We start from the raw sequence: 15194 nt of genomic DNA, 5'->3' as shown, positions 1-15194 counted from the left end.
GGAAAGGAGGTTGACACCGTATGGATTTCTTACTTGAAGCCCTGACAAATTGGCTGAAAGAAATGCTGGTGGGCGGCATTATGAGCAACCTTTCGGGGATGTTTGACAGTGTAAACAAGCAGGTCGCGGATATATCCGTACAGGTAGGCCAGACCCCACAGGGATGGAATGGCAGTATTTTCAGCATGATTGAGAATCTGTCCAACTCCATCATGGTGCCGATTGCAGGCGTGATCCTGGCTATCGTGATGACCGTAGACCTGATCCAGATGATCGCAGACAAGAACAACCTGCATGATGTGGACACCTGGATGATTTTCAAGTGGGTGTTCAAATCAGCCGCTGCCATCCTCATTGTCACAAATACATGGAATATCGTGATGGGCGTCTTTGATATGGCGCAGAGCGTAGTGGCGCAGGCGGCAGGGGTTATCAATTCGGATGCGTCCATTGACATTTCCTCAGTTATGACCGATCTGGAACCGAGGCTGATGGAAATGGATCTGGGACCGCTGTTCGGACTGTGGTTCCAATCCCTCTTTATTGGCATTACTATGTGGGCGTTATATATCTGTATCTTTATCGTTATTTATGGCCGTATGATCGAAATCTACCTTGTGACTTCGGTGGCTCCCGTTCCAATGGCTGCAATGATGGGTAAAGAATGGGGCGGTATGGGACAGAATTACCTCAGATCCCTGCTGGCGCTGGGCTTTCAGGCGTTTCTCATTATCGTCTGCGTGGCAATTTATGCTGTGCTGGTGCAGAACATCGCTCTGGAAGATGACATCATCATGGCAATCTGGAGCTGCGTGGGCTACACCGTACTGCTGTGCTTTACGCTGTTCAAAACCGGCAGTCTCGCAAAATCAGTCTTTCAGGCGCACTAAAGGAGGGTTCTGTATGAAAAAATATCAAATCATTTACGCAGACCCGCCATGGAACTACAAAGTATATTCCAAGAAAGGATTGGGACGCAGTGCAGAAAGTCACTATCCGACCATGAGTATCGAGGATATTTGTGCGCTGCCAGTAGGCAACTTGGCGGATAAAGACTGTGCCTTGTTTTTATGGGTCACGATTCCATGTTTACTGGAAGGTCTCTCAGTTCTGAAGGCATGGGGATTTACCTATAAAACCGTCGGCTTTGTTTGGGTAAAGCAAAATCGAAAGGCAGATAGCTTGTTCTGGGGAATGGGATATTGGACGCGCTCCAATGTGGAACTTTGTATCCTCGCAACGAAAGGACATCCCAAGCGTATAAACGCAGCTGTTCATCAGGTCATTGTCTCTCACATTGAAGAACATTCAAAAAAACCGCAGGAAGCCAGAGAACGCATTGTCTCATTGATGGGTGATCTCCCGCGCATAGAACTGTTTGCTCGTCAATCCACACCCGGTTGGGATGTGTGGGGAAATGAAGTGGACAGCTCTATTTCATTCCCATAAAGGAGGTGGATAATATGGCTTATGTACCCGTACCCAAAGATTTAACCAAAGTCAAAACCAAGGTCATGTTCAATCTGACACGAAGGCAGCTGGTCTGCTTTACCGCCGGGGCGCTTGTAGGTGTACCGCTGTTCTTGTGGCTCCGTGAGCCTGCGGGAAACAGCATGGCTGCCATGTGTATGATGCTGGTCATGATGCCCTTCTTCCTGCTGGCAATGTATGAAAAGCATGGACAGCCCCTGGAAAAGATCGTCGGCAACATCCTCAAAGTAGCTGTGATCCGTCCCAAGCAGCGTCCCTACCAGACCAATAACTTTTATGCCGTATTAAAGCGGCAGGAAATGCTCGATAAGGAGGTGTATGACATTGTTCACCGCAATGAAAAGCTGGCTGCGCCGTCTGCTGGGAAAACCGGAAGAAAAGACCGTGCATCCGGTAAAGACAAAGAAAAAGCTGTCCCGCGCCGATAAGAAGCAGATCGAAGCGGCCATTGCCCGCGCCAACCGCACGGACAAAAAAGGAAAATCGGCACAGGACAGTATCCCCTATGAACGAATGTGGCCGGACGGGATCTGCCGCGTATCGGACAGCCACTACACAAAGACCATTCAGTTTCAGGACATCAACTATCAGCTCTCCCAAAATGAAGATAAGACCGCGATCTTTGAGGGCTGGTGTGATTTCCTCAATTATTTCGACAGCTCGATTCACTTCCAGCTGTCTTTTTTGAACCTTGCGGCATCGGAGGAGACCTTTGCCAACTCCATTTCCATTCCGCCCCAGGGGGATGCCTTTGACAGTATCCGTGAGGAATATACCACGATGCTGCAAAATCAGCTGGTCAGAGGCAACAACGGTCTCATCAAGACCAAATACCTGACCTTTGGTATTGACGCTGACAGCATCAAAGCCGCCAAGCCCCGTCTGGAGCGTATTGAGACCGATATACTCAACAACTTCAAGCGTCTTGGCGTAGCTGCCAGGACACTGGACGGTAAGGAAAGGCTTTCCCAGCTTCATGCGGTATTCCACATGGATGAACAGCTCCCATTTCAGTTTGAATGGGACTGGCTGGCTCCTTCCGGTCTGTCCACAAAAGATTTTATTGCACCAAGCTCCTTTGAGTTCCGCACCGGCAAGCAGTTCCGTATGGGCAAGAAATACGGGGCTGTTTCTTTTTTGCAGATTTTAGCCCCAGAGCTGAATGACCGTCTGCTGGCTGATTTTCTGGATATGGAAAGCTCGCTCATTGTGAGTATGCACATTCAGTCGGTGGATCAGGTGAAAGCCATCAAAACGGTAAAGCGTAAGATTACCGATCTGGACCGCAGTAAGATTGAGGAACAGAAAAAAGCAGTCCGCGCCGGATACGACATGGACATCATTCCTTCTGACCTTGCCACCTACGGCAGTGAGGCGAAAAAGCTGTTGCAGGATTTGCAGAGCCGAAACGAGAGAATGTTCCTGGTCTCCTTTTTGGTGCTGAACACAGCGGACACCCCCCGTCAGCTTGGCAACAACATCTTTCAGGCAGGCTCTATTGCCCAGAAGTATAACTGCCAGCTGACCAGACTGGACTTCCAGCAGGAAGAAGGGCTGATGAGCTGTCTGCCCCTGGGACTCAATCAGATCGAGATTCAGCGAGGGCTGACCACCAGTTCTACGGCTATCTTTGTACCATTCACCACACAGGAATTATTCCAGAACGGCAAAGAAGCCCTGTACTACGGCATCAATGCCCTGTCCAACAACCTCATCATGGTGGATAGAAAGCTGCTGAAAAACCCCAACGGCTTGATTTTGGGTACGCCGGGTTCCGGTAAGTCTTTCAGCGCCAAGCGTGAGATTGCCAACTGCTTTTTGCTTACCAATGATGATGTCATCATCTGTGACCCGGAAGCGGAGTACGCACCTCTGGTGGAGCGTCTGCATGGGCAGGTCATCAAGATCTCGCCTACCTCAACCAACTACATCAATCCGATGGATCTGAACCTGGACTATTCGGATGATGAAAGCCCGCTGTCCCTCAAGTCTGACTTTATCCTCAGCTTGTGTGAGCTGATCGTGGGCGGTAAGGACGGATTGCAGCCGGTGCAGAAAACCATCATCGACCGTTGTGTGCGTCTGGTCTATCAGACCTACCTCAATGACCCGCGCCCGGAGAATATGCCCATACTGGAGGATCTATATAACCTGCTCCGTTCACAGGAGGAAAAGGAAGCCCAGTATATCGCCACGGCCCTTGAAATCTATGTAACCGGCTCCCTCAATGTGTTCAATCACCAGAGCAATGTGGACATCAATAACCGCATTGTCTGCTATGACATTAAGGAGCTGGGCAAGCAACTCAAGAAAATCGGTATGTTGGTGGTCCAGGATCAGGTGTGGAACCGCGTTACCATTAACCGCGCTGCCCACAAGTCCACCCGTTATTACATCGACGAGATGCACCTGCTTTTGAAGGAGGAGCAGACCGCCGCTTATACGGTGGAAATCTGGAAGCGATTCCGCAAATGGGGCGGTATTCCGACAGGTATCACCCAGAATGTCAAAGACCTTTTGAGCAGCCGCGAGGTGGAGAACATCTTTGAAAACTCCGACTTCGTGTATATGCTCAACCAGGCAGGCGGAGACCGTCAGATTCTCGCCAAGCAGCTGGGCATTTCCACGCACCAGCTTAGCTATGTGACCCACTCCGGTGAGGGCGAGGGCCTGCTGTTCTATGGCTCCACCATCCTGCCCTTCGTTGACCACTTCCCGAAGAATACTGAGCTTTACCGCATTATGTCCACCAAACCCCAGGAACTGAAAAAGGAGGATGAATAACTATGAAACAGAATATTTGCGAACTTGATACCATGATTTTTTTCCGTGAGGCATTGGAGGCTCACGAATTCATGTTGCTTCCGGTAATGGCCTCCGCTGTTGTTGAGTGTCGTACCGCTGACAAAGAACTCAAAACCTTGAATGAGGATGGCGAAATTGGTCTTGCCCGTCTCTTTTCGATTTGGGCGAATATGATGTGTGCCCCTGGTGCAGGAACCATTGTAGGGTGCAGACCTATCACAATGCTCTCTGAGATTCTGGCGCAAGTCCATGCGTATCTCACCGTGCATCCGCTATATGATCCGGAAGGTTTGGCCCTCTATGTGGAGCTGCACCACATGATGGATGCTATCCTAATGGGTGATTGGTTTGAATAAAGAGCCGCGCCTGCGCTTTACTGATGAGGAACGGGCTGACCCTGCACTGGAAAAGCCGATCCGCAAAACGGAGAAAGCTACGGCCAGAGCAGATAAGGCGCAGGCCAATATTCCAAAGAAAAAAGTCAGACAGACGGTCATTGACCCGGACACCGGGAAAAAGACCTCGAAGCTGACCTTTGAGGACAAGAAAAAACCACCTTCCAAACTTTCTCAAGGGGTTAAGGAAGCTCCCGTCCATCTGGTCGCGGGCAAGTTTCACAAAGAGATCCGGGAAACAGAACAGGACAATGTGGGCGTGGAAAGCGCCCACAAGTCCGAGGAGGCGGTGGAGACCAGCGCTTATCTGGTGCGGGAGGGCTATCGCAGCCACAAGCTGAAGCCGTACCGCAAAGCAGCACAGGCAGAGCGCCAACTGGAAAAGGCAAATGTAAATGCCCTGTACCAGAAGTCCCTACGGGAAAATCCTCAGTTTACCAGCAACCCTCTCTCCCGCTGGCAGCAAAAACAGAGTATCAAAAAGCAGTATGCCGTCGCCAAGCGCACCGGTCAGACTGCCGGAAATACCGCCCAGGCTGCGTCCAAAACCGGAAAAGCCGCAAGGACGGTAAAAGAAAAGGCACAGCAGGCAGGGGCATTCGTCATGCGCCACAAGAAGGGCTTCCTGATGGCAGGGGTTTTGTTCCTCATCGCCTGTATGCTGATGAATACCATGTCCTCCTGCTCTATGATGGCACAGAGTATTGGTTCTGTAATTTCCGGCACTACCTATCCATCGGATGACCCGGAAATGCTGGCGGTGGAGGCAGATTATGCAGACAGAGAAGCTCGGTTGCAGGAGAAAATCGACAACATCGAAAGCAGCCACCCAGGGTATGACGAGTATCGCTATAACCTGGATATGATTGGCCATGACCCCCATGAGCTGGCGGCAGTTCTCTCTGCTGTCTTGCAAGGCTATACACGCCACAGCGCACAGGCAGAGCTGGATCGTGTGTTTGATGCACAGTATCAGCTTACGCTGAGAGAAGAAATTCAGATTCGCACTTACACTGACGAAGATGGGGATGAGCATGAATATGAATATCGTATTCTCCATGTAACTTTAACAAGCCGTTCCATTGCCTCTCTTGCGCCAGAACTACTGACTCCGGAGCAGATGGAGATGTACCAGGTCTACCGACAGACTATGGGCAATAAGCCGCTGTTATTTGGTGGCGGTTCTCCCGATACAGGTGTTTCTGAAGATTTGACTGGTGTTGAATTTATCAATGGCTCCCGCCCCGGCAATCCGCAGCTGGTGGAACTGGCGAAAAGTCAGGTGGGCAATGTGGGAGGACAACCTTATTGGAGCTGGTACGGCTTTGACTCCCGTGTGGAATGGTGTGCCTGCTTTGTATCATGGTGCTATGGTCAATCCGGTCGAACGGAACCACGCTTTGCTGGTTGTCAGTCTCAGGGTGTTCCGTGGTTCCAGTCTCATGGACAGTGGGGCGCACGAGGATATGAAAACATCGCCCCCGGTGATGCCATTTTCTTCGATTGGGATCTGGATGGTTCCGCAGACCATGTGGGAATTGTTGTCGGCACCGATGGCAGCCGTGTTTATACCGTGGAGGGAAATTCCGGCGATGCCTGCAAGATCAAAAGTTATGACCTGAATTATCAGAGTATCAAGGGCTACGGCCTGATGAACTGGTAACAGAGATTTTTTAGAAGGAGTGATAGACGATGGCAAAGAACAAAATTGAACGCATTGACCAGGAGATTGCTAAGGTCCGCGAGAAGATCGCAGAGTATCAGGAAAAGCTCAAGGCGCTGGAAGCACAGAAAACCGAGGCAGAAAATCTGGAGATCGTCCAGATGGTGCGCGCCCTGCGTATGACCCCGGCTCAGCTGAGCGCCATGCTGTCCGGTGGCACAGTTCCCGGCAGTTTGGCTGATGACAACAACGAACAGGAGGAAAACAGCTATGAGGAATAAACGATTGCTCCGAACACTTTCCGCCCTTTGCCTGACGCTGGTGCTGGCATCGGGCTTTACTGTTCCCGCTTTTGCCCAGGGCGCAGCGCCGCCCCCGGCAGAGGATACCACCAATGACAGCAATGTGGTGGTGGAAGAAACGGAAAAAGCACCTCCGCTGACCCCGGATGGCAACGCCGCTCTGGTGGATGATTTTGGTGGCAACAAGCAGCTCATTACCGTTACCACCAAGGCAGGCAACTATTTTTATATCCTGATCGACAGGGCCAATGAGGATAAAAAGACTGCTGTTCACTTTCTGAACCAGGTGGATGAAGCGGACCTGATGGCGCTGATGGAGGATGGAAAACCCAAAGAGGAGCCGCCTGCGGTGTGCAGTTGCACGAAGAAATGTGAAGCAGGGGCAGTCAATACGGCCTGTCCGGTCTGTGTAACTGATAAGAGTAAATGTACGGGAAAAGCACCGGAACCTCCGGCAGAAACATCGGAGCCGGAAAAAGAGAAGCCTGCCGGACTGAACCCGGCTGCGCTGATCCTTCTGCTGGCTCTGCTGGGCGGCGGTGGCGTATTTGCCTACTTGAAGCTCGTTAAGAATAAGCCTAAGACCAAGGGCAATGACAGTCTGGACGATTATGATTATGGTGAGGAAGATTCCGAGGAATGGGAAACCGAAGATGAGGAAGTCCTTGAGGATGGTTTTGAGGGTTCTGACCCTAATGAGGAACGCGATAGAGCAGATTGAACCATTTGAGCGTAGCGTATTTCAAATCATTGCGGGATAAGGGACAGAGGACAGGGAGAAATTCCTGTCCTCTGCTGCTCTACTCACTCTCTTACTGTAAATCCACACCCAAAATCAGCACATGGTCAAAGAAAGGAGGACCTCACAATGAACACCTGGAACTGGTTATTACACTTTCTGATTATTTTTGATCTGGTCGCCTTCGGAATTTACTTTGGAGGAGACATTCTTTTCACTGCTATAAGCAAAGTTCAAAAAAAGTCAAAGAAGAACGATGACTTGGATCTTTATGATTTTGAAATTGAGACCGCACCCCAAAAACGCTCTTTATGTGTGGACTCAATCCGAATGCTTTATTCTGGTGAGATAGATGAATTTGTGGAAAAGGAACTGTTGCCTGATGCAGCGGAGACCATGAACGCTTTATCTGAAGCTGAAAAAACAGCAGTTAGCCTGTTACTAAAAGCTTATATCGGTTTTTTGAGCGAAGAAGCAACGGTAGATGAACAAAGTTTTCCCATGGTTAAGGAACTGTTGTCTTATACACAGGGCAGCAAAGAAGATGGTGAAAAAGATGCCATAGATTGTCTGATGGAAGATACGGTCAGCAGAACCCACAGACATCGAGAATATTACAACAATTATCAACGCTATCAACTGATGCAGGTGGATAAAGAGCGTGTGATTATGGCCTGCAATATCATAATCAATGATTTGATTGGCAGGTTGTACCGATATGATTATCGCTTTGGCTATGACATTACACTTGCCTCAGAACACAGCATTGCAAAAAAACTGTCTGATAATTGGCAGAATGAATGGGAGGTTGAAGATTATGAAGCTGGTGATTGCTGAAAAACCATCGGTTGCACAAAGTCTGGCTGCGGTAATCGGTGCAACTGCTCGTAAGGACGGGTATTTGGAGGGTAACGGTTGGCGTGTCAGCTGGTGCGTAGGCCATCTGGCCGGTCTTGCGGATGCAGACAGCTATGACCCCAAGTATGCCAAGTGGCGATATGATGACCTGCCTATCCTGCCGGAGCATTGGCAGATGGTGGTGGGAAAGGACAAGAAAAAGCAGTTTGATATTCTCAAAAAGCTGATGAACGCCCCGGATGTGACGGAGGTAGTAAATGCCTGTGATGCCGGACGCGAGGGCGAGCTGATCTTCCGCAGCGTCTATGAGCTGGCAGGCTGCCAAAAGCCGATGAAAAGGCTCTGGATTTCTTCGATGGAGGACTCCGCCATAAGGGAGGGCTTTGCAAACCTGCGCCCAGGGGTAGATTATGATGGACTTCGGGATGCTGCTCTCTGCCGTGCCAAGGCCGACTGGCTGGTGGGGATCAATGCCACAAGGCTTTTTTCCGTGCTGTATCACCGCACCCTCAACATCGGGCGCGTGATGTCCCCAACGCTGGCGCTTATTGTCCAGCGAGAAGCTGAGATCGACACCTTTAAGCAGGTTCCCTTTTATACCGTGGTGCTGGAGCTGCCCGGTCTTACCGTATCCGGGGAGCGCATGAGTGACCGAGCAAGCGCAGAGCAGCTGAAAGAAGCCTGCCAGGGTGCAGCTGTCACAATCAAAAAGGTGGAGCGCAAGGAAAAGTCCGAAAAGCCGCCTGCTCTCTATGACCTAACTACCCTGCAAAGAGATGCCAACCGTCTGCTTGGATTTACGGCCCAGCAGACCCTGGACTATCTGCAAAGCCTGTATGAAAAGAAGCTCTGCACCTATCCCCGTACTGACAGCCGCTATCTGACCGGTGATATGGCAGACAGCCTGCCGGTGCTGGTGAATCTGGTTGCCAATGCTATGCCATTTCGCAAAGGGATCGCCATTACCTGTGATCCGCAGACGGTCATCAACGACAAGAAAGTAACCGACCACCACGCAGTAATCCCTACCAGAAATCTCAAGGATGCAGACCTTTCTGCCCTTCCTGCGGGAGAAAAAGCGGTGCTGGAGCTGGTGGCCCTGCGTCTGCTGTGTGCCGTGGCCCAGCCCCATATCTATTCGGAAACCGTTGTGATTGCAGCGTGTGCCGGTGGGGAGTTTACTACCAAAGGAAAAACGGTGAAGCACCCCGGATGGAAAGCACTGGAGGACGCCTACCGTGCCAAAATGAAGGATGCGGAGCCGAAAAAAGAGGGCGCAGAGAAAGCCCTGCCGGAGCTGACTGAAGGACAGACCCTTTCGGTTGCTGCGGCAATCGTCAAAGAAGGCAAAAGCAGTCCGCCTCAGCACTTTACGGAGGACACCCTATTGTCCGCGATGGAGACTGCCGGAAAAGAGGATATGCCGGAGGATGCCGAGCGAAAAGGTCTGGGGACACCGGCCACCCGTGCCGGTATTTTGGAAAAGCTGGTATCTGCCGGTTTTCTGGAACGAAAAAAGAGCAGGAAAACGGTGCAGCTTCTCCCTTCCCACGATGCAGTTTCCCTGATTACCGTTCTGCCGGAACAGCTGCAATCTCCGCTTTTGACTGCCGAGTGGGAGTACCGCCTGGGGGAAATCGAGCACGGGCAGCTTGCCCCGGAGGAGTTTCTGGACGGGATCAGCACCATGCTGAAAGATCTGGTGGGAACTTATCAGGTCATTAAGGGAACTGAGTACCTGTTCACTCCGCCCCGTGAGGTGGTGGGCAAATGCCCTCGCTGCGGCGGGGAAGTTGCAGAACTGCAAAAAGGTTTCTTCTGTCAGAATGATTCTTGCAGATTTGCAATCTGGAAAAACAACAAATGGTGGGCCGCCAAGAAAAAACAGCCGACCAAGGCTGTGGTGTCTGCACTGCTTAACGATGGCCGTGTCCGTGTGACGGGCCTATATTCGGAGAAAACCGGAAAGACCTACGATGCCGCTGTGGTTTTGGAGGATGATGGACAGTACGCCAACTTCAAGCTGGAATTTGACCAGCGGAAAGGAGGCAGCCGATGAAGCTCTCTTTAGTGGAACGGGAAACCATTCTCCTCTATAACCAGGCAGAACCAATGGCTGAGATCTATACTCATGATCCCCGTCTGATGGAGAAGCTGGATCTGCTGGCAAAAAAGCACCCCGACCAGATCATCCGAAAGGACGCCCATAACTTTACCGTCCCCAAGCGGTGTGTATCAGTCCGGGAGCCATATAGCGCAGAACGCCGCAAAGCCGCCAGTGAGCGTGCGAAAGCCGCCGGATACCAGCCTCCTATGCGAAAGTCCGGCAGTTAAAGGCACATGACAGAGAATGTATTTGAAGCAGTCAAGCAGTCGGTCAGCACCAGAGATGCGGCAGCGTTTTATGGGATCGAGGTCAAACGAAATGGCATGGCCTGCTGTCCCTTTCACGATGATAAGAACCCAAGCATGAAGGTAGACCAGCGGTTCCACTGCTTTGGCTGCGGTGAAGATGGGGATGTGATCGACTTTACCGCAAAGCTCTTTGACCTCTCCTCAAAAGAAGCGGCGGAGAAACTGGCACAGGACTTTGGCCTGATCTATGACAGTCAGGCCCCTCCCCGCAGGAGATATGTCCGGCAGAAAACCGAGGCACAGCAGTTTCGTGAGGATCGGCAGCGGTGTTATCGCGTACTGTCCGATTACTACCATCTGCTGAAAAAATGGGGGATTGACCATTCTCCCCGGACACCGGAGGAAGAACCGCACCCCCGCTTTGTGGAAGCAATCCAGAAGAAAACCTATGTAGAGTACCTGCTGGACCTTTTTCTTTATGAAAGTGAAGAAGAACAAAAGGCATGGATTGCAGAACACACAGCAGAAATCACACACTTGGAAAGGAGATTGAAAATCATGGCTGAGAATAAACCCACCAACCGAGAACGGCTAAGGGAAATCACAGATGGCATCGAGCAGGGGATCAAGGAACTGTTTGAGAGTGAAAAGTATATGCGCTATCTGTCCGTCATGTCCCGCTTCCACCGCTATTCGGTAAACAACACCATGCTCATCTATATGCAGAAGCCGGACGCTACATTGGTAGCCGGATACAATAAGTGGAAAGACCAGTTTGAGCGTCATGTAAAAAAGGGCGAGCATGGCATTACCATCATCGCCCCCACACCGTATAAGAAGAAAATCGAGGAGCAGAAGCTGGACCCGGATACCAAGGCTCCGATTCTGGATAAAGACGGAAAGATCGTCACAGAGGAAAAAGAAATCGAGATCCCTATGTTCCGTCCGGTCAAGGTCTTTGATGTGAGCCAGACCGACGGGAAACCTTTGCCGGAGCTTGCTTCCTCCCTTTCCGGCAATGTGCCAAATTATGAGGTATTCATGGAGGCTCTGCGCCGCAGTGCGCCGGTGCCGATCACTTTTGAAGCAATGGCCGCCGATACGGACGGCTATTTTTCTGCCGATCATCAGAAAATCGCCATTCGTCAGGGCATGAGTGAGGTGCAGACGGTTTCGGCCACGGTTCATGAGATTGCCCACAGCAAGCTCCACAATCAGAAAAAGATTCAGATTGCCAATGACGAGCAATATCAGGAGATCGAGCTGTTTGATAAACCCGGTCTGTTCTCCAATGGGCGGATTGTCCGTGATAATCTGCCGGAGGGCGTTTATTGCTATGACCTGCGCGGTTCTGACTACGACCCCGGAGAGCCGGTCTGTGTAGAAGAACAAGTGGTTGTAAACCATGCAGGTTCCGTTCTGCTGACAGAGCCGCTGGAGCTGGCGGAAAATGGACGCCTGATGCTGACCGAGGAAGAAGGACTGAATTTTGTTGGCGGCTTTTCTACTCTCGCCCAGTTTTTGCAGGAACAGAAGAAAGACCGTCACACGGAAGAAGTAGAGGCTGAAAGCATCTCCTATGCAGTCTGCAAATATTTTGGCATTGAAACCGGAGAAAACAGCTTCGGCTATATTGCCAGCTGGAGTCAGGGCAAGGAACTGAAAGAGCTGAGAGCCAGTTTGGAGACCATCAATAAGACCTCCGGCACTTTGATCTCTGACATTGAGCGCCACTATAAGGAAATCTGCAAAGAGCGTGGAATTGACCCCAATGCAAAAAAAGAGCCGGAAATGGCGGTTCTTGATGCGGAGGCAAACCAGCAGGAGGCTTTGTTTCTAATTGACGATGCCACCTATCTTCATATTCAGCCCTGTGACAGCGGCTGGGACTACACTCTTTACGATGCTGCGTCCATGAAAGAGCTGGATGGTGGTCAGCTGGATATGCCGGAGCTTTCCTGCATGAAGGCAGTTCTCCAGATTTGTGATGATAACGATCTGGACAGCACTTCGCTCAGACGCGCTCCCTTGTCTATGGTTGAGACCTTGCAGGAAGCTGCTTATGAGCAGATGCAGGCAGAGGCAAGTCAGGTGACCGCTTCTGCCCAGCTGCCGGAAGCGCAGGAGCAGGCACTGGATGAATACCCCATGCCGGATGAGCAGGTATCCACACCGGATATGCAGGAATATGGCTACTCCTATGATGGGATGTTCCCTGTTACCAGAGAACGGGCGCTGGAACTGGATGCCGCCGGTTTGACCGTCTATGTGCTGCATGAGGACAATACGGAGAGCATGGTGTTTGATCCGCAGGAAATCATGGATCATGGCGGTCTTTTCGGTGTGGACCATGAGGAATGGGAGAAAAGCCCTCAGTTCCACGAAAAGGTCATGGAGCGTCAGGAACATCAGCAGGAACGCGAACAGGCATTTCTCTCTCAGAACAGAGATTGCTTTGCCATCTATCAGGTAAGTAGTGACGATCCGCAGAATGTGCGCTTTATGAATCTGGAGTGGTTAAAGTCCCACGACATTTCCATAGACCGCAGCAATTATGACCTCATTTACACAGCTCCTCTGAGGGAGTCTGGCACTGTGCCGGAGCAGCTGGAAAAACTCTATCAGCAATTCAATCTGGAAAAGCCCGTGGACTTTCACAGTCCCTCCATGAGCGTCAGCGACATCGTTGCGATCAGACAGGACGGTAAGGTATCCTGTCATTACTGTGACAGTGTTGGTTTTACCCAGATCCCCGGATTCCTGCCAGAAAACCCGCTGAAAAATGCGGAAATGATGCTGGAGGACGATTACGGCATGATCGACGGTATCATCAACAATGGCGCAAAAGAACCTACGGTGGCAGAGCTGGAACAGCAGGCCCGAAGCGGTCAGCCCATTTCCCTGATGGATCTGGCTGCCGCTGCCCATCGGGAGGAACGGGAAAAGAAAAAGTCCGTCATGGAGCAGCTGAAAAGCCAGCCCAAGGCAGAACACAAAAAGACAGCACCCAAAAAGAGTGCGGAAAGGGAGATTTGATATGGGAAACTTTACTTTTGAGGAAATGAACCTGATGTGCATTTACAATACCGGCAGCCGCACCGGGCTGATTGACAGTTTGCGTGAGATGCGCGGCGAGCTTTCGCCGGAGGAAACCGAGCTGCGGGAGTTGACAGACAGCGCACTGGGCAAGCTCCAGGCCATGAGTGATGCCGAGTTTGCCGAACTGGAGCTGTACCCGGATTTTGACCAGTAAACAACATAACCGCAGGGATGGGGTGGCGATCTGCCACCCCGCCTTTTTACCCCAAAACTGAAAGGAGGACAGAACACTATGCCAACCAAAGCTGAACTATATGCACAGATGGCGGACAAGGTGGCAACACAGCTCACGGGGAGCTGGCAGGAATGGGCAGGGTTTCTCACTACTGCTTCCCGCCTTTACAAGTACCCATTCCATGAGCAGCTGATGATCTATGCCCAGCGACCGGACGCCACCGCCTGTGCGGAGTACGATTTGTGGAATGAAAAGATGGGCCGTTATGTAAGGCGCGGTTCCAAGGGAATCGCTCTGGTGGATGATTCCGGGGACAGACCTCGCCTGCGTTATGTCTTTGACATTTCCGACACCGGAACCCGTGAACATTCCCGCACTCCCTGGCTGTGGCAGTTGGAGGAGCGCCATCTGGATTCGGTGCAGGCCATGTTTGAGCGCACCTATGATGTTTCCGGTGATGATCTTGCCGGACAGCTCACGGAGGTAGCTGGAAAACTGGCCGAGGAATATTGGACGGAGCATCAGCAGGACTTCTTCTATATCGTTGACGGTTCCTTTTTGGAGGAATATGATGAGTATAACATCGGAGTGCAGTTCAAGGCAGCCGCCACCGTCAGCATCACTTACGCTTTGATGTCCCGCTGTGGACTGGAGCCGGAACGCTACTTCGACCACGAAGATTTCATGGCGATCTTTGATTTCAACACCCCGTCCACCATCGGGGCGCTGGGAACAGCGGTCAGCCAGATCAACCAGCAGGTGCTGCGGCAGATCGGCGTTACCGTCCGAAATGCAGAGCGCGAAGCCAACCAAGAAAGGAGCAAGCAAGATGAACAATCCCATGACCTATATCCAGAACGGAGACTATCTGATTCCCGACCTGAAGTTGAGCCAGCAGCCGGAGAAACCCCTGGGCAAGTACGGCAGGATGAGGAAAACCTACCTGAAGGAACATCGTCCCATCCTCTACAACCAGATGTTGCTGAGCGAGAAGTTGTACTCGCACCTTCTGGAGATCGACGAGACCGCCCAGAGCAGACTGGAGCAGATGATGCCCCAGCTGGCGAAGGAAGCGGGAGCCACCGAGGAACTGAAAGCCAGCGATCCCATGAAGTGGGTGGGGCTGATGAACACCTGCAAAGCTCAGGCCGAGGAGATCCTGATGGCGGAGCTTATCAACAGCTGACTCTAAACCTGTTCCTCTCCGAAGCGGAACAGATCCAATCCATAGATGAAGCAGAGAATGTAGCGCATACATCCTCTGCTTTTTCTTTTGCCCAAAATGACATCGACCATGTGCTGCGTTTGGGCG

General features: G+C 51.4%; 15 protein-coding genes. 14 read left to right on the top strand and 1 reads right to left on the bottom strand.

Going from position 1 to position 15194, the window contains the following annotated elements:
- The first annotated feature begins 20 nt into the window (after positions 1 to 20).
- From BLA28_RS07680 to BLA28_RS07615, 13 genes are all read left to right on the top strand, one after another.
- Positions 21 to 890, top strand: coding sequence for a VirB6/TrbL-like conjugal transfer protein, CD1112 family (locus BLA28_RS07680; protein WP_050005938.1), 870 nt, complete (start codon positions 21 to 23; stop codon positions 888 to 890).
- Positions 891 to 903: 13 nt separating this feature from the next.
- The gene (locus BLA28_RS07675) at positions 904 to 1449 is read left to right on the top strand and encodes an MT-A70 family methyltransferase (protein WP_002589060.1); all 546 of its coding nucleotides are present in this window, start codon (positions 904 to 906) and stop codon (positions 1447 to 1449) included.
- A gap of 14 nt (positions 1450 to 1463) precedes the next feature.
- A complete protein-coding gene (locus tag BLA28_RS07670) occupies positions 1464 to 1919 on the top strand; it encodes a PrgI family protein (RefSeq protein ID WP_002589059.1) in 456 nt (151 codons plus the stop codon).
- Positions 1876 to 4275, top strand: coding sequence for a VirB4-like conjugal transfer ATPase, CD1110 family (locus BLA28_RS07665; protein WP_071699002.1), 2400 nt, complete (start codon positions 1876 to 1878; stop codon positions 4273 to 4275). Before BLA28_RS07670 ends, BLA28_RS07665 begins: the two co-directional genes overlap by 44 nt.
- A 2-nt stretch (positions 4276 to 4277) precedes the next feature.
- The gene (locus tag BLA28_RS07660; RefSeq protein ID WP_050005937.1) at positions 4278 to 4652 is read left to right on the top strand and encodes a DUF3851 family protein; all 375 of its coding nucleotides are present in this window, start codon (positions 4278 to 4280) and stop codon (positions 4650 to 4652) included.
- Positions 4645 to 6354: a C40 family peptidase gene (locus BLA28_RS07655; protein WP_050005936.1), complete on the top strand. Its 1710-nt coding sequence runs from the start codon at positions 4645 to 4647 to the stop codon at positions 6352 to 6354. Before BLA28_RS07660 ends, BLA28_RS07655 begins: the two co-directional genes overlap by 8 nt.
- Before the next feature lie 29 nt (positions 6355 to 6383).
- Positions 6384 to 6635 carry a DUF4315 family protein gene (locus tag BLA28_RS07650; RefSeq protein WP_050005935.1) on the top strand — a complete coding sequence of 84 codons (252 nt, stop codon included), beginning with the start codon at positions 6384 to 6386 and terminating at the stop codon, positions 6633 to 6635.
- Positions 6625 to 7377 carry a DUF4366 domain-containing protein gene (locus BLA28_RS07645; RefSeq protein WP_050005934.1) on the top strand — a complete coding sequence of 251 codons (753 nt, stop codon included), beginning with the start codon at positions 6625 to 6627 and terminating at the stop codon, positions 7375 to 7377. Before BLA28_RS07650 ends, BLA28_RS07645 begins: the two co-directional genes overlap by 11 nt.
- 147 nt (positions 7378 to 7524) lie before the next feature.
- The gene (locus BLA28_RS07635; RefSeq protein WP_050005933.1) at positions 7525 to 8232 is read left to right on the top strand and encodes a hypothetical protein; all 708 of its coding nucleotides are present in this window, start codon (positions 7525 to 7527) and stop codon (positions 8230 to 8232) included.
- Entirely contained in the window at positions 8213 to 10312 is a 2100-nt protein-coding gene (locus BLA28_RS07630; protein ID WP_071698958.1) for a type IA DNA topoisomerase, read from the top strand. Before BLA28_RS07635 ends, BLA28_RS07630 begins: the two co-directional genes overlap by 20 nt.
- Positions 10309 to 10587: a hypothetical protein gene (locus BLA28_RS07625; RefSeq protein WP_050005931.1), complete on the top strand. Its 279-nt coding sequence runs from the start codon at positions 10309 to 10311 to the stop codon at positions 10585 to 10587. The genes BLA28_RS07630 and BLA28_RS07625 overlap by 4 nt, the downstream gene beginning before the upstream one ends.
- A 6-nt stretch (positions 10588 to 10593) precedes the next feature.
- Positions 10594 to 13644, top strand: a complete 3051-nt coding sequence (locus BLA28_RS07620) for an LPD28 domain-containing protein (RefSeq protein ID WP_071698957.1) — start codon at positions 10594 to 10596, stop codon at positions 13642 to 13644.
- A 1-nt stretch (position 13645) separates the two neighbouring features.
- Positions 13646 to 13861 carry a transposon-transfer assisting family protein gene (locus BLA28_RS07615; protein ID WP_002588976.1) on the top strand — a complete coding sequence of 72 codons (216 nt, stop codon included), beginning with the start codon at positions 13646 to 13648 and terminating at the stop codon, positions 13859 to 13861.
- Between the two features lie 96 nt (positions 13862 to 13957).
- Here the strand turns inward: BLA28_RS07615 and BLA28_RS34100 are convergent, their stop codons facing one another.
- Positions 13958 to 14725, bottom strand: coding sequence for a hypothetical protein (locus BLA28_RS34100; RefSeq protein WP_242827539.1), 768 nt, complete (start codon positions 14723 to 14725; stop codon positions 13958 to 13960).
- Between BLA28_RS34100 and BLA28_RS34095 the strand changes: the two genes are divergently transcribed.
- Positions 14724 to 15068 (top strand): TnpV protein, encoded by a 345-nt coding sequence (locus BLA28_RS34095; protein WP_425463790.1) that lies wholly within the window; start codon positions 14724 to 14726, stop codon positions 15066 to 15068. The genes BLA28_RS34100 and BLA28_RS34095 overlap by 2 nt on opposite strands.
- Positions 15069 to 15194: the final 126 nt, after the last annotated feature.

It is taken from the genome of Eisenbergiella tayi, assembly GCF_001881565.1.
GTDB classification, from domain to species: Bacteria; Bacillota; Clostridia; order Lachnospirales; family Lachnospiraceae; genus Eisenbergiella; species Eisenbergiella tayi.
Note: the sequence above shows the minus strand (reverse complement) of the source record. Positions and strands in the feature narration are given on the sequence as shown.